We start from the raw sequence: 14,728 nt of genomic DNA, 5'->3' as shown, positions 1-14,728 counted from the left end.
CCGTCCCGGACGGTAGCGGTGCCCACCTGGAATCAGGTGGGCACCGTTCTTTGTCGGTCGCCGGAAACAACCGGATCGCATCGCGAAGCGGGTTACTTCAGTCGAGACCGTGCCATAGGGCATGATGCGAAGTCATGAGCACGCAACCGTCCACTGATCGGCCTGACGTCCCGAGTGCGACCTCGGACGGTTTCGTGCGGGGGCTGTCGCAATTCATCGGCGGGCCGCTCGGCTCGCACGCCACCCGCCCGGATGCCCGGCCCGGCCGGTTCTGGACCGCCCCGCGGATCATCATGGCGCTGACCTGCCTGATCCTGGCCTTCTCCTGGGTGCAGAAATCGCCCTGCATGAGCGGCGACTGGCAGAAGAACGTCCAGTACACCCGGTTCTGCTACACCGACGTGCTGGCCCTCTACTACGCCGAGGGTCTCAGCGACGGCGCCGTCCCCTACGTCGACCACCAGGTCGAGTACCCGGTGGTCACCGGCTACTTCATGGGGGCGCTCGGGCTGCCGGTGCACTGGTACGGCGTCAACCACCCGGACATCAACCAGGGCAGCTGGTTCTACAACGTGAACGCGCTGGTCCTGTCGCTGTTCGCGGTGATCACCGTGGCGGTGATCCTGGCGTTGCGCCGGCGACGACCCTGGGACGCGGCGATCTTCGCGCTCTCCCCGATCATCCTGGTGACCGCCACGGTCAACTGGGACTTCCTGGCGATCGGCCTGGCCGCGATCGGCCTGCTGCTGTGGGTGCGTAAGCATCCGATCGCGGCGGGCGTCCTGCTCGGGCTGGGCGGCGCCGCCAAACTCTGGCCGCTGTTCATCCTCGGGCCGCTGCTGATCATCGCGCTGCGCTCCGGCCGGCTCACGCCCTGGTTCCAGGCGATGGCCGGCGCGGTGGTCGCCTGGGGCGTGGCCAACTTCCCGGTCTGGTACTGGCAGCACGAGGCATGGCTGCGGTTCTTCCGGCTCAACTCGGAGCGGCCGATCGACTGGGGCACGCTCTGGTACATCGGCCGCTACCTCGACGGCAAGTGGAGCAGCAGCGGCGGCGGCCCGTTCCAGTGGCTCAGCGATCACGTGCCGACGCTGAACTGGGTGACCTACGCGCTGTTCGGCCTGGCCTGCGTCGGCCTGCTGGTGCTCGGGCTGCTCGCCCCGCAGCCGCCGCGCCTGGCCCAGCTGGCCTTCCTGGTGGTCGCGTTCTTCCTGATCTTCAGCAAGGTCTGGTCGCAGCAGTATGTGCTGTGGCTCGTGCCGCTGATCGTGCTGGCCCGCCCGAAGTGGGGCGCGATCCTGGCCTGGACGGTCGCCGAGATCGGCTACTTCGCCGCGTTCTACGCCGAGCTGATCGGCGCCGGCGGCAAGCCGGTCATCCCGGAGGGCACCTTCGTCCTCGCCTCCACCTTGCGGCTGGTCACCGTGGCGGTGCTCTGCGGCCTGGTGATCCGGGAGATCTGGCGTCCGGAGCTGGACGTAGTCCGGCAGACCTACGGCGGCGCCGACCCGGACGCCGGCCCGGCGGAAGGCCCGGATGACGGCTGGGTGCAGCGCTTGCGTTCGTCCTTCGGCGTGGGCGCCCCGTCCCCGTCGCCGGTCGTCGTCCCGCCGGAGCCCCCGTCCGTCGTCAAGGTCTGACCCATCCCGACAGAGCGGGGCACACCTTCCGGTGTGCCCCGCCGCGCTTTCCACTCCCAGGCCCGCGCCGCTCCCGACCGCTCCTTTTCGGTACGCGCGATGCCCCGTCCCGTCCCCCGACCTGCTGGGGCTGCGATGAGCGGCCGTCTCAGTTCAGGCGGAAGATGACTGCGTCGGGGAGGTCCTCGCGGCGGATGCCGAGGGCGTCCACCGGCAGGTCACCGGCCTGCTCCCACGGGGTGCCGACCACCTCGGAGCGGATCAGCAGGACGGTGCCGACGCCCTTGTCCCGCAGGTACTGGATGCTGGCCAGGTCCGGGAACGACGCGACGTTCTTCCGCAGCTCCTCCTGCTTGACCGCGGCGACGTTCCCGCCGCCGTTGGTCACCTGCTGGTAGCGCGAGGTGGTCCACAGCTGGACGGTCTGGTCGCTGAGCGCCGCGGTCGGCAGCACCAGCATCGGACCGCCGACGGTGCGCAGCGCGGCCGGCTGGGCGGGGACCACCGGATGGGCGGTGGCGTTCCAGCCCTCCAGGACGATCAGCAGCACCGGGACGAGCGTGGCCAGCCGCAGCCACGGACTCGGCCACGGCGGCGTCCGCTGCGCCGCGAAATGCTCGATCCGCCGGACGAACTCGTCGATCGCCCCGGCCGCCAGAATCGCCAGCAGCAGCGTCGTCCAGAGCATCAGGCGACCCGGGATGCGCAGGTCGAACGAGGCCGGAAGATGCCCGAAGAGCGGCAGGTAGGTCCACCGGCCGTCGAAGAACGTGGTGCCCAGGGTCAGGATCACCGCGGCGGCCAGGGCCAGCACCAGGAACAGCCGCTGCCGCCACCGCCAGATCGAGAAGAGCAGCCCGGCCAGCGCCAGGGCGTAGAGCACGAAGCCCGGCAGCAGCGACATCTCGGCCGCCCAGTCCAGCGAGGCGCGTGGCGTGGCGTGCGCGGCACCCCAGATCCGGGACTCCGCCGGCCCGATCAGCAGGCTGCGCACCGGCGGCGAGAAGAAGTCGATCTCCGCGGTCCGGGTGGGTGAGTCCGGCGCCCGCAGATACGGAATCGCGATCACCGCCCCGACCCCGACGAAGAACAGCACTCCCAGAACGTTGGTCAGCACCAGCCGCCAACCGAGCACCGCTCGACTCTCCCGCCGAGGCCCAGCCGCCACCTTCTTGGCCCCGGGCCGCGCCGTGCCGCCCTTCTCCTTACGAACCCGACGTCTGCCTACCTTGCCCTCGCCCGCCGTCGAACCCGCGCCGGAAGCAACCGAGTCGCTGTCACCCTTCGCCGGCCCCTTGCCAGCCGCAGACCCCGCCGCCCCACTCTCGCCGGTCTTGTCGGTGCCGGTCTTGTCGGGGCCGGTCTTGTCCGTGTCGGCCTTGTTAGTGTCGGCCTTGTCCGTGCCGGATTTGTTCTTGACGCCCTTGTCAGGAGCCGTCGCCCCCGCCGCCTCGCCCTTCTCCGGCCGTTCCTTGCGAACCTCCAGACCACTGGAGACGCCGTCACGAGCCTCAGCCTTGCTCGGCACTCCGTCGCGGACCGATCCCTTGCCGGCAACACCCTCGCCTACAACGGCCTTATCCGCAGCGTCGGCCTTGCCGCCGACCGTTCCGTCGGTGGCTTCGGTGGAGGGACTGTCGGTCTTCTCGGTGGAGGTCCCAGCGGTCGGCTTGTCGGTCTCCTCGCCGGCGGTCTTTTCGGTTGCCTCGGTGGCGGTGCCGGCGGTCGGCTTTTCAGTCTTCTCGCTGGCGGTTTCGGCGGAGGTCTTGCCGGCTGTCTCGCCGGCGGTATCGACGGTCGACCTGCCGGTCTTTTCGCCGGGGGTCCCGTCGGTCGCCTTGGTTGCCTTGTCCGTCTTGTCGCTGGGGGTGCCCTCAGTCGCCTTGGCTGACTCGTCCGTCTTGGCGCCGGGGGATCCGGCGGCCTTCTTGCTGGACGGGTCGTCGGTGCCAGGCTTTGCAGCGGCGGCAGGCTTCTCGGCACCGGCTGCGGGCGTCGGGCTGAGCTCGCCCCTACTGAGCTTCCGCTCCCGCCGGCGTCGCCGCAGCCGTCGGAGTGGGACCGCCACCAGCAGGAACAGCACGATCCCCGCCAGCACATAGGCGAACGGCAGCCCGAGCGAGAACCCGAGACTCAGCTGCCAGGTCGCCACCAGCCAACCCAGCGCCGCCCATCCGGCCCGACGCCGCTCCGGCCGGAACCCGTACCGGATCGACCACCCGTGCCCGCGCGCCAGCAGCGCCAGCGCCAGCGGGATCGCCCCCGCCGAGATGATGTCGAGGTGCCCCTCCTGAGCGAGGCGCCACGGCGCGTACGCAAAGGCCGCCGCTGCCACGGCCGCTCCGGTAGGCCGCGCGCCGAGCTGCCGCACCAGCGCGTAGGCGCCGAACAGCAGCAGCGCGTGGGCCAGCACGAAGATGATGTTGTAGCGCAGCACGGCGGCGCTGGGCCCGTCCCCGACCAGGCCGAACCCGGCATATCCGAGCAGGCTGTCGCCGTACGCAAAGCTGTTGTTGTTGGGGAAGTAGGCATTTGATTGCCAGAGTTTGACCGGGTTCGTCCGCAGCACGTGGCCCAGCCAGGACACCTGCCAGGCTTGCCGCGACGGATCGCCGAGGTCCTGCGGCAGCGTGTGCATCGGGTACCGCAGCGTCGGCCAGGTCAGCCCGATCGCGAGGACCGCGGAGATGTAGGCGGCCAGCGCGTACTCATGAACGACCGCACGCCAGACGACCCGGAACCCACGCCGGAGCCGCCCCGGCGGCTTCTCCGCGGCGATCGCCGCGAAAGCCGACCACGGATCCTCCGGCGCCCCCGGCGGACGAGTCTCCGGCAGCTCCTTCCGCTTCCGTTTCCCCTTCGCCGCCGTCCCTAGTGGATCGCCAGCACCCTTCCCGCCCCCGGCAGCCGCGCCCTTGTCCTCCGGCCCGGCACCCTTGGTCGCCGGATCCGCGGCCTTGCCCTCCGAGCCCGCGCTCTTGGTCTCCGGGCCTGCGGCCTTGGTCTCTGAGCCCGCGCTCTTGGTCTCCGGGCCTGCGGCCTTGGTCTCCGGGCCTGCGGCCTTGCTGTCTGATCCCGCGGCCTTGCCTTCTGGATCCGCGCTCCCGCGACCGGCCTCATCCGCCCCGGCCTTCGTGCCACCCGCCGGCGACCCGTCGCTCTTGTCGGATATTTCCCCCGAAGCAGCAGGGGCCGGCTTCGCAGCCTCAGATCGTGCAGCGCCGGACTTAACACCCTCAGGATCCGCATGATCAGACTTCGGAAGAGCGTCAGGCTTCGTGACGTCAGGCTTGAGAGCGTCCGGCTTCAAGGCGCCGACCGCGCCACCAGCCTCCAGCGGACCGGCCTCGATCTGCTCAGCCTTGGGCCCGAGTTTCGCCCCACCGGCCTCATCCGCAGCCCCAACCGACCCCGAAGCCTTCGACGAGCCCGAAGCCCCCGACGAATCCGAGGATCGCGGTCCGTCCTTTTTGTCCCGCCGACGAGACCCAAAGATCCCGAACAACCGTCGCCCTCTCGGCTCCCGCGCCCCCGTCCCGTCACCGGCGGCCCTGGTCGAGAGCGGTTGCGGCTGCTCTGTCATGACCCTCCCCGGCCCAACACGTCAGGCACCCGACCGCGCCCGCAGCAGCGCGATGTCGGCACTCTGCCCCTCCACCCCGCCGGGCGTCTCCACAATGGCGGGAGCACCGGAGGCGCGGATGGCGGCGACCACCAGTTCGGGGTCGATCTTCCCATTACCCAGGTTGTCGTGCCGGTCCTGGCCCGAGTCGAAGCCGCCCTTGGAATCGTTCGCGTGGATCAGGTCGATCCGCCCGGTGATCGCCTTGATCCGGTCGACGATGCCGACCAGGTCCTCCCCGCCGGCGAAGGCGTGGCAGGTGTCCAGGCAGAAGCCGGCCCCGAACGAGCCGACCGCCTCCCAGAGCCGGGCCAGGTCGTCGAAGCGCCGGGCGCACGCGTTGTCCCCACCGGCGGTGTTCTCGATCAGGATCGGGAGCGGGAGGCCGCCGTCCTTCTCGGCGTATTCGAAGGCCTTGCGCCAGTTGTCGAAGCCGGCGCTGAGATCGGCGCCCGCCCCGACGTGCCCGCCGTGCACGATCAACCCTTTCGCCCCGAGCTCGGCGGCCGCCTTGGCGTGCGCCATCAGCAGCTTGCGGCTGGGGATGCGGATCCGGTTGTTCGGCGAGGCGACATTCACGATGTACGGCGCGTGGATGTAGACGTCCACGTCGGACGCGCGCAACTGCTCGGCGTCCTCACGTGGTTTGGGGTTTTTGTAACCCTGCGGGTCGGTGAGGAAGAACTGCACCGCCTCGGCGCCGCGTGCGGCGGCCTCGGCCAGCGGGTCGGCGGGATCGACGTGGGCTCCGATGCGCATGGACCGAGCCTACGACGCCGGACCGACACTTTCCGCCGAGCGTCACCGGCCTCCGCCGCGCCTCGTTAGCCCCATCGATCACGTTTGACCGATTGCCGGTCGTGACCGGCGGCGAACTGGGGAGTAATGCATGTCGCGGCAGTTCCGATACCGGATGGCAGCGCTGGTGGCCAGCGGTTTGATCTTCGGTGTGCCGCTGATCGCCACCGGGACGGCGAGCGCCGAGCAGCTCGAGCCGGGCGACCGCCGGGTCACCTTCGGCGGCGGCATGCTGGGCCTGAGCTGTGACTCCAAGCCCAGCGTGGAGAAGATGACGGTGCCCGCCGACAGCACCCTGCACGTGATCAACCGGACCGGTCACGACGCCCGGCTGGAGCTGGCCGGCGCGCGCAAGGGCGTGATCCCGGACGACGGCGCCGCTGAGGTGGTGTTCCGGCGCGGCACCACGCCGGTCGTGCTGAACCCGGACTGCTCGGACGCCGACGACCCGGTGCCGATGCTGGTCACCGCGGTCCCGTCGGCCCCGGCCACGCTGCCGGACCCGGTGCCGGGCGGGTCGAGCGCCGGAACGCTGCCGTCGATCATCGCCGGTTCGTCGGGTTTCTCGTCGTCCGCCGGCTCGACCGGGCCGGACACCCGGTCGCCGCGGTCCCGGCCGATCCGTCCCGCGACCGACGCCGCGCGGGCCGCTCAGCACCGGACCGGCACGCCGCCGGCCCAGCCCGCCCGCGCCGCTCACGACACGGCCGCCAGCGCGCCGCACGACGCCACCACCCAGAAGATCAAGAACAAGGTTTCCCGTACGACCACCGCGGGCGCCCCGCCGTTCGCCGGTATGCCCCCGGGTGAGCGCCAGTCCCTGGTCCCCGACGACCGGGCCTCGGTCACCGGCGTGACCAGCGCCGACGCGTCGCCGTCCGGTGCGGCCGCCCCGGATCGGGGGCAGGACGGCCCGGCCGCCGCGCCGGCCGCCGAGCCGGTTGCCGCGATCGAGCCGATGCGCACCGGCCGCCCGATCGGCCTGCTCGGGCTCACCGCGATGGTCTGCGTGCTGGGCGTGCTCACCGCGGCTATTCGGGCAATCGTGTCGCAACGTGCATCTCGGGCAAATCTGGCGTAAGCTTCCCTCTTGTAAGGCTCCGCGGGGCGACCGCGTCCACCTCATCGGTGTGGTCGTTCCTCCCCAGGTCCCACCCAACGAACCGGACCGGACGCCCCGCGGCTCTGCACGGCGAGAGACCCCGTCCCCGGACGGGGTCTTCGTTTTGGGCCGGAGCACCCCACCTGGGTATGCTGGCTCGGTTCGCAGACTGTCCGCCGTGGGGCGCACTTCTTCCCACGGCTTTCTTCTGCGTTCGACACAAGACCTCCTGCCACGGAGAGACCGTGGCCGCATAGCCCACAGGAGGTGAATGTCTTGCGTCATTACGAACTGATGGTGATCCTCGACCCTTCGCTCGAGGAGCGCACCGTCGCCCCGTCGCTCGACCAGTACCTGAACGTGATCAGGACCGCGGGTGGCTCGGTGGAGAAGCTCGACGTCTGGGGCCGTCGCCGGCTCTCGTTCGAGATCAACAAGAAGGCTGAGGGCATCTACGCGGTCGTCGACCTGCAGGCGACGCCCGAGGCCGTGGCCGAGCTGGACCGTCAGCTCCGGCTCAACGAGTCCATCCTGCGGACCAAGGTCATCCGTCCCGAGACCCGCTGAGGCGTTTTTGTCAGAGGGTCCTGAGACCCTTTGCATCGACGACTTGAGCGGCGAGGAGAAGTTTCATGGCTGGAGAAACCGTAATCACCGTCGTTGGCAACCTGGTCAACGACCCGGAGATCCGCTTCACCGCGTCGGGAGCGGCGGTCTGTTCGTTCCGCATCGCTTCCACGCCGCGGACCCTGGACCGGCAGTCAAACGAGTGGAAGGACGGCGAGCCACTCTTCCTGTCGTGCAGCATCTGGCGTGACGCCGCTGAGCACGTCTCGGAGTCGCTGACCCGCGGCACCCGGGTGATCGTGCAGGGCCGGCTGCGCCAGCGCACCTACGACACCAAAGAGGGAGAGAAGCGCACCGTCATCGAGCTCGAGGTCGACGAGATCGGCCCGTCGCTGCGCTACGCCACGGCGAAGGTGCAGCGGATGAACCGGTCCGGCGGCGGCGGGGGTGGCTTCGGCGCCTCCGGTGGCGGCGGCGGGAACTTCGGCGGCGGCGGTGGCGGCGGCAACTTCGGTGGTGGCGGCAACCGGCAGCAGTCCAGCGGCGGTGGAGGTCGGGGCAACAACGACTTCGACGACCCCTGGGCCACGGCTGCACCGGCTGGCGGCAACCGTTCCGGCGGCGGCAACAACTCCTCGTTCGACGACGAGCCTCCCTTCTAAGCCTTCGGGCTTTCTTGAGTTCAGGAGTAAGAGCAATGGCTAAGGCTGCGGCGCTTCGCAAGCCGAAGAAGAAGGTGAACCCGCTCGACAAGGACGGGATCACCTACATCGACTACAAGGACACCGCGCTCCTGCGCAAGTTCATCTCCGACCGCGGCAAGATCCGTGCCCGCCGCGTCACCGGGGTGACCTCGCAGCAGCAGCGGCAGATCGCCCGCGCGGTCAAGAACGCCCGCGAGATGGCGCTCCTGCCGTACACGGCCACGGCGCGCTGAGGAGGGTCACCGAGATGAAGATCATCCTCACCCAGGAGGTGTCGGGCCTCGGCACCCCCGGCGACATCGTCGAGGTGAAGAACGGCTACGGCCGTAACTACCTCCTGCCGCAGGGCTTCGCGATCCCGTGGAGCAAGGGCGCTGAGAAGCAGGTCGTCGTGATCAAGCGGGCCCGCGAGGCCCGGGAGATCCGTGACCTGGGCCAGGCCAACGAGGTCAAGGGCCAGCTGTCCGGCCTCAAGGTCACGCTGAGCGCGCGCTCCGGCAACGGTGGCCGCCTGTTCGGCTCGATCACCCCGGCCGAGATCGTCGACGCGGTCAAGGCCGCCGGTGGTCCGGCGCTGGACCGTCGTCGGCTCGAGCTGCCGGGTCACATCAAGACCACGGGCTCGTACAACGTCCAGGTCAAGCTGCACCCCGAGGTGACCGCCACGTTCCCGGTGAACGTGGTCGCCGCCAAGTAGTCGCACGCACCACCGCGAACGGCATGTTGGGCTCACGCCCAGCATGCCGTTCGTGCTTTTCGGGTGGTGCGTGGCCTGTGATCCTCGTCATCGACGAGGCTGTATTCCGGAGCGGCGAACGCGAGCCGGATTCCCTTACCCTGGTCGGGCACGAGAGCCGATCCGACGGCCGGCTCTGAGTCCACGGGGGAATGGGCGCAGTCATCAGCAACCTGGGGCACAGTCTTCCGGGGTCGCGCCGGCGCGCGGTGATCTGCTCGGCTCTGCTGGCGCTCGCCGTGCTCTTCTACGGGTGGTATGGCAACCGGCACCACTTCTTCGACCTGCACATCTACTACGACGCGCTGACGTGGTGGGCCGACGGCCGCAGCCTGTACGACTACGCCCGGCCCGACCCGGTCCAGGGCGCCCTCTACTTCACCTACACGCCGCTCGCCGCGATGGTCATGTGGCCGATGGTCCTGCTGCCGTTCGGCTGGGTGGCCGTCCTGTTCACCGTGGCGACCGTCGGGCTGCTCGCCCAGACCACCTACGCGATCTTCCGGACCGCGCTGCCGTCCGCGACCCGGAGTTCGGCCTGGTGGCTGACCGCCGCGGCGGTCCCGGCGCTGCTGATCATCGAGCCGATCCGGGAGAACCTGACGCTCGGGCAGATCAACCTGGTGCTGATCGCCATGATCATGTTCGACTTCTGCTACGCCCTGTCCCGGCATCGGTGGTACGCGGGCGTCGGGATCGGGCTGGCCGCGGCGATCAAGCTGATCCCGGCGATCTTCATCGTCTATCTGGCGGTCACCCGTCGCTGGCGCGCCTTCGGGGTCGCGGTGGCCTCGGCGGCCGTCGCGACGCTGCTCGCCGCGGTGATCGCCCCGCGCGAGTCGCGGTTCTACTGGACCAGCGCGCTGTGGGACAGCGACCGGGTGGGCCAGGCGTTCTACACCGGCAACCAATCGATCAAGGGCTTGCTGGCCCGGCTGGTCGCGCCGGCGCCGCCGAGCACGGTGCTCTGGGCCGCCCTCGTCGCGGTCGTGACGGTCGCCGGGCTGTACCGCGCCGTCAAGGCCCACCGCGCCGGCCACGACCTGGTCGGCGTCACCCTGGTCGGGCTCACCTCCGGGCTGGTCAGCCCGATCACCTGGCCGCACCACATCTACTGGTTCATCCCGGCGATGATCCTGCTGCTGCTCCACGCGCGCGGCTGGCCGGCCCGGCGCCGGTTCGTGCTGTGGGGCGCGCTGGCGGCGCTGTACGCGGCGCTGGTCTGGGGCACCGTCTCGTTCCTGGTCTGGACCGGGGCCGAAGCAACGCCGGCCGTCACCCCGCACGACTTCCTGCTGCGCAACCTTCTGGTGCTCTGCTCGCTGGTCCTGCTGGTGACCCTGCCCGCCGACCCGGATCGGGCCGCGGTCACCGCTGAACAGCAGGACCTGACCGTCAGCTGAGGCGGCGGTCGGAGCGGGCGCGGGGAAGAGGCCGGTGGCGGTCGGAGCGGGCGCGGGAAGAGGCCGGTGGCGGTCGGAGCGGGCGCGGGAAGAGGCCGGTGGCGGTCGGAGCGGGCTCGGAAAGAGGCCGGTGGCGGTCGGAGCGGGCTCGGAAAGAGACCGGCTGCTAGTGGGGGCGGGCTCGGAAGAGACCGGCTGCGGTGGGAGCGGGCGCGGAAAGGGGCCGACGGCGGTCCGAGCGGGCGCGGAAGGAGCCGCGTCAGCTCAGGCTGTTGCCGGTGATCGCCGAGCTCAGGACGGTGGCGAGCCCGCCGCCGACGACCGCGGCGGCCAGGCCGACACTCGCCGACTTCCAGGCGGTGGTGGCGAAGCGCAGGCCGAACGCGACGACGATGCTCAGCGCCAGCGAGATGCCGAACTCGGGGGCGGCGTTGGCCAGCGTCTGCAGGGCGTGCGCGCGCTGGCCGGTGTTCAGCAGCAGCATCCCGAGGACGAAGAGCACCACCGGCACGCCGTACCAGACCACCGTGTAGCCGACGGCGGCCAGCGGGCTGCTGGAGGTCTCCTCCTCGTCCTCGTCGTCCGGGTTGAGCAGGTCGCTCGGCCGGCCGGTGAGCAGGCCGCTGCTGACCGGCCGCCGCTCGTAGGAGCCGGTGCTCTCGAAGAGGGCGCCGCTCGTGGCACGCCGCGGCGGCCATGAGGTGTCCTCGCCGGGCGGCGCGGTGATCACCGAGGTGGCGCTCAGCGCCAGGTTCTCCCCGTCGGCGACCGCGGCCGAGCCGCTCGGCCGGAACGATGGGAAGTCCGAGGTGCTGAACCGCTGCGCCTCGCCGTCGGCCAGCTCGGTGTTGAGCTCGCGACGCCAGTCGTCGGCGACCGGCGCGGCGGCAGCGGCCGTCGCGCGGTACCCGGCGGCGCCGGAGGTGGGCGCGGCGGTGCCGCCGGTCAGCTCGGCACGCCAGTCGGCGGCCGGCGCGGGCGGGACGGCCGCGCTGCCGCTGACCGGGGCCGCACCGGCCGGGGCGCCGCCGTTGAGCTCGGCACGCCAGTCGCCCGGCGGAGTCGCGGTGGCCCGGTAGCCGGAAACCGGGGCAGCGCTGGGTGTACCGCCGTTCAGCTCCTGACGCCAGTCGGCGGCGGCGGTGGCGCGGTAACCGGATGCGCCGGAGGTGGGCGCGGCGGTGCCGCCGTTGAGCTGGGCACGCCGGTCATCGCCGGGGGCGTCTGTGTCGGCACTGGCGCGCCAGCCGCCCCCGTCCGGCGCGCCGCCGCTGCTGTAACCGGGATCCGGTGCGCCGCGGCGATAACTGCCGTTGCCCGGGCCGGCCCCGTTCCACCCGTTGGCCGGGCCGGAACCACCGTTCCAGGAAGCTCCGCCGGATGGTCCCGGTGTCCGCCAATCGCCTTGGCCGCGGGCACCGCCACCACCCCCGCCGTACGGCGGGTCGTCCCGGTCGTCGCGGCGGCGCGGGTTGCCGTAGCGATCCGTCTCCTCGTCACCGCCAGGCGCCTCGGCGGTCAGGTCGGCCCACGAGGACGGGCCGCTGGGCAGCGCCCGCTGCGCCCCGTACGCCGGTTTGCGCGGGTCACGCCACGCCGGGTCGGCACCGGGGGCGCCGTAACCGTCGTCCCGGCGCTGCGGGGCGGCCGGCAACTCCCGGGCGCCGCCCGGGCGCCGCTGGTCGGACCAGGTGCGCTCGTCGGGCTCCGGAGCGCCATAGCCGTAACCGCCGGTGCGGCGCGGGCCCCGATCCGGCTCCGGCCAGCCGGAATCCTCCGGCGGCAGCGAACCGTAGCCGGTCTGCCGCGGCACATTACGCTCCGGCTCGGGCCACGACGAACGGCCGGCCGGCAGCTCGCGGGCCTGCTGGGCGGGGTAGCCGGGCTCGGCCCAGCCACCGGATCGCCCGGCGGGCAGCTCGCGCGGCGGATCCTGGCGCGGCGGCAGTGGACCCTGCCGCCAGCCGTCGGTCTGGTAATCCTCGGCGGGGCCGCCGGACCGGCGGGCCGACCAGGAATCCGGCTCGGGCTCCGGGGCACGCCGGCGGCCGCTGGCGTCGGGGCCGTACTGATCCGTGCGGAAGCGGCCGGAGGCGTAGGGATCCGGCTGGTCGCCGCCGCTCGGCATGGCGCTGCGCGGAGTGGTCGGGCCGGGCATCGCGCCGCCGGTCGACCAGGTGCCGCCACCGGGCATGGCGCTGCGCGGGCGCGGGCCGTCCGGCATGCCGCTGCTGGGCAGCGGGCCGCCGGGCACGCCGCCGACCGGGCCGGTGGGCTCGTCGGCACGCCGGCTGCGCCGACCGCCGCCACCCCAGCCGGCCGGGCCGGGCTGACCGGCCGGACCAGGCTGTTCCGGCGGCGCCTCGTCCTCCTGCTTGACCTGCTCGCGACGGGCCGCCTCGGCACGCCAGGCCAGCACGCGCGGGTCGTCCTCGGCGCGGCTCCACTGGCCGGTGTCCGGGTCGCGGGTCCAGTTGCTGGTGTCCGGCTCGGCCTCCCAGGAGGAGGTGTCCTCGCGCCAGTTCGTCGGGTTCGCGTTGTAGCGCTGCGGGCGCTGGGCGCGACGGCCGGCGCCGCGCTGACGCTCCGGCAGGCCACGCTCCGGCGCGCCGCGATCGGGCGCGCCGCGCTCCGGCAGGCCGCCGGCAGCGGCGCCGTCCTCGCGGAACTGGCCGGCACCACGCTGGCGCTCGGGCAGCGCGGGCGGCTCGTCCCGGAACTGGCCGGCACCACGCTGGCGCTCCGGCGGCGCGGGCGGCTCGTCCCGGAACTGGCCGGCACCACGCTGGCGCTCGGGCAGTGCGGGCGATTCGGCCCGGCCGCGCTCACGCTGCGGCAGGCCACCCGAGGCGGCGGCGCTCTCGTCGCGGAACGCGGTGGGACCGTCCTCCGGGGCGGCACGCCGGGACAGGCGGGTGGACGACTCGGGACGGACGCCGTACCGGATAGGGGTCTGACCGGAGCGCTCACCGTAAGCGTCCTGATAGCTGTCCGGCTCCGCGGCATAGCCGCGCCGGGCCGACCGGCTGCCCCAAGAGGGGGCCGGCGCGCCCGGATCGGGCATCGGTGACGTCGGGGACAGCGGAATGCTGCCGGTGTCGGTGTGCCCGGCCCAGTTGTCCGTGTCCGAGGTGCTGGACCAGCCGGTGCCGCCGGACGGCTGGCCCTCCGGCTCGGGCGCACGCCGCCGGCCGGGGCGGGTGGACCACTCGGTCTCGGTGCCGCGCCGCCAGGCCGCCCGGTCGTCCTCCCGGACGAAGTGCCGGCCGTCGTCGCGCGGGCCGGCCTGCCAGCCGGGACCGTCGGACCGCTGGTCCCAGCCGCCGATGTCGGTGGTGTTCTCCCCCGGGGTGCCGCGGCGGTCGGCGCTCCACGAGCCGCTCGCCGACGCGGTGGACGACCAGGGCTCGGCGGCCGGCCGGGACGGCTGCTGCCACGACGGAGTCTGGCTGGACTGCTGCTGCCAGGAGGGGGTCTGCGCGGAGGGCTGCTGCCAGGACGGCGTCGGCGTGGACGGCTGCTGCCAGGACGGCGTCGGCGTGGACGGCTGCTGCCACGACGGCGTCTGCGACGGCTGCTGCCAGGACGGGGTCTGCGCCGACGGCTGCTGCCACGACGGGGTGCCCGAGCTGCTGCTCCAGGTCTGCTCGACCGGGGTGGTCGCGGCCCGGCCGGTGTCCGCCTCGCGCCGCCAGGACGGGGTGTCCGACCAGCTCTCCCGGGCGCCGCTCTCCTGCTCCGGGGTGGGCCAGGCGGTGCCGGAGATGGTCGGGCGGGTCGGGGCGGCCTCGGCCGCCTCGTTCTCCGACTGCCAGGCCTCGGTGGTGGAGCGCCAGACGTGCGAGCCGGTGGACGAGCGCCACTCGGTGGTCTGCCGCCAGCGCGCGCCGGTGGCCCGCCACTCCGAGGTCTGGGTGCGCCAGCCGGTGCCGTCGGCCGGGAAGGTGGGCCGGCCGGTCGAGGCCACGTCCGACCACCGGTTCGCCGGCTCCACGGCCTGGCCGCCACCGCCACCGGCGTAGGGCTCGATCTCGCTGCCGCCCTGCTGCGCCCAGGCATCCGCCCGGCGCTGCCAGGTGAGGGCCTCGGGGCTCGGGGTCATGCTGCCGGTATCGGTCAGCGAGGACCACCGGGCTTCCGATTCGTCCCTTTCCTG

General features: G+C 72.3%; 10 protein-coding genes. 7 read left to right on the top strand and 3 right to left on the bottom strand.

The features are described 5' to 3' along the window. The first annotated feature begins 134 nt into the window (after nucleotides 1–134). On the top strand, nucleotides 135–1,640 hold the full coding sequence (locus BJY16_RS07785) for a glycosyltransferase family 87 protein (protein WP_185038414.1): 1,506 nt from the start codon (nucleotides 135–137) through the stop codon (nucleotides 1,638–1,640). A 148-nt stretch (nucleotides 1,641–1,788) separates the two neighbouring features. On the opposite strand, the gene BJY16_RS48925 is transcribed toward BJY16_RS07785, so the two are convergent. Together BJY16_RS48925 and BJY16_RS07775 are read right to left on the bottom strand one after the other, a co-directional pair. After that, nucleotides 1,789–4,950: a hypothetical protein gene (locus BJY16_RS48925; RefSeq protein ID WP_185038413.1), complete on the bottom strand. Its 3,162-nt coding sequence runs from the start codon at nucleotides 4,948–4,950 to the stop codon at nucleotides 1,789–1,791. Nucleotides 4,951–5,244: 294 nt separating this feature from the next. Beyond that, nucleotides 5,245–6,021, bottom strand: coding sequence for a deoxyribonuclease IV (locus BJY16_RS07775; RefSeq protein WP_185038412.1), 777 nt, complete (start codon nucleotides 6,019–6,021; stop codon nucleotides 5,245–5,247). A 130-nt stretch (nucleotides 6,022–6,151) separates the two neighbouring features. Between BJY16_RS07775 and BJY16_RS07770 the strand changes: the two genes are divergently transcribed. The 6 genes from BJY16_RS07770 (at nucleotide 6,152) to BJY16_RS07745 (ending at nucleotide 10,572) form a co-directional block, all read left to right on the top strand. Next, entirely contained in the window at nucleotides 6,152–7,141 is a 990-nt protein-coding gene (locus BJY16_RS07770; RefSeq protein ID WP_185038411.1) for a hypothetical protein, read from the top strand. A 297-nt stretch (nucleotides 7,142–7,438) separates the two neighbouring features. After that, nucleotides 7,439–7,729: a 30S ribosomal protein S6 gene (gene rpsF, locus BJY16_RS07765; protein WP_014448192.1), complete on the top strand. Its 291-nt coding sequence runs from the start codon at nucleotides 7,439–7,441 to the stop codon at nucleotides 7,727–7,729. A 65-nt stretch (nucleotides 7,730–7,794) separates the two neighbouring features. Beyond that, nucleotides 7,795–8,391, top strand: a complete 597-nt coding sequence (locus BJY16_RS07760) for a single-stranded DNA-binding protein (RefSeq protein WP_185038410.1) — start codon at nucleotides 7,795–7,797, stop codon at nucleotides 8,389–8,391. A gap of 35 nt (nucleotides 8,392–8,426) precedes the next feature. After that, nucleotides 8,427–8,666 carry a 30S ribosomal protein S18 gene (gene rpsR, locus BJY16_RS07755; protein ID WP_007073789.1) on the top strand — a complete coding sequence of 80 codons (240 nt, stop codon included), beginning with the start codon at nucleotides 8,427–8,429 and terminating at the stop codon, nucleotides 8,664–8,666. 14 nt (nucleotides 8,667–8,680) lie between these two features. Beyond that, the gene (gene rplI, locus BJY16_RS07750; RefSeq protein WP_185038409.1) at nucleotides 8,681–9,130 is read left to right on the top strand and encodes a 50S ribosomal protein L9; all 450 of its coding nucleotides are present in this window, start codon (nucleotides 8,681–8,683) and stop codon (nucleotides 9,128–9,130) included. A 191-nt stretch (nucleotides 9,131–9,321) separates the two neighbouring features. Next, complete coding sequence (locus BJY16_RS07745) at nucleotides 9,322–10,572, top strand: glycosyltransferase 87 family protein (RefSeq protein WP_185038408.1); 1,251 nt, start codon at nucleotides 9,322–9,324, stop codon at nucleotides 10,570–10,572. Nucleotides 10,573–10,831: 259 nt separating this feature from the next. Here BJY16_RS07745 and BJY16_RS07740 read toward each other — a convergent pair whose 3' ends face one another. Beyond that, nucleotides 10,832–14,674 carry a hypothetical protein gene (locus BJY16_RS07740; protein ID WP_185038407.1) on the bottom strand — a complete coding sequence of 1,281 codons (3,843 nt, stop codon included), beginning with the start codon at nucleotides 14,672–14,674 and terminating at the stop codon, nucleotides 10,832–10,834. Between the last annotated feature and the right edge of the window lie 54 nt (nucleotides 14,675–14,728).

The organism is Actinoplanes octamycinicus (assembly GCF_014205225.1).
Taxonomy (GTDB): domain Bacteria; phylum Actinomycetota; class Actinomycetes; order Mycobacteriales; family Micromonosporaceae; genus Actinoplanes; species Actinoplanes octamycinicus.
The sequence above is the reverse complement of the archived record's forward strand: the minus strand, read 5'-3'. Positions and strand labels throughout refer to the sequence as shown.

Bases quoted from the DNA above. Each gene is read 5' to 3' on its own strand.
- BJY16_RS07745 (WP_185038408.1), top strand. From the start codon at position 9,322: ATGGGCGCAGTCATCAGCAACCTGGGGCACAGTCTTCCGGGGTCGCGC.
- BJY16_RS07760 (WP_185038410.1), top strand. From the start codon at position 7,795: ATGGCTGGAGAAACCGTAATCACCGTCGTTGGCAACCTGGTCAACGAC.
- BJY16_RS07770 (WP_185038411.1), top strand. From the start codon at position 6,152: ATGTCGCGGCAGTTCCGATACCGGATGGCAGCGCTGGTGGCCAGCGGT.
- BJY16_RS07740 (WP_185038407.1), bottom strand. From the start codon at position 14,674: ATGACCCCGAGCCCCGAGGCCCTCACCTGGCAGCGCCGGGCGGATGCC.
- rplI (WP_185038409.1), top strand. From the start codon at position 8,681: ATGAAGATCATCCTCACCCAGGAGGTGTCGGGCCTCGGCACCCCCGGC.
- BJY16_RS07775 (WP_185038412.1), bottom strand. From the start codon at position 6,021: ATGCGCATCGGAGCCCACGTCGATCCCGCCGACCCGCTGGCCGAGGCC.
- rpsR (WP_007073789.1), top strand. From the start codon at position 8,427: ATGGCTAAGGCTGCGGCGCTTCGCAAGCCGAAGAAGAAGGTGAACCCG.
- BJY16_RS07785 (WP_185038414.1), top strand. From the start codon at position 135: ATGAGCACGCAACCGTCCACTGATCGGCCTGACGTCCCGAGTGCGACC.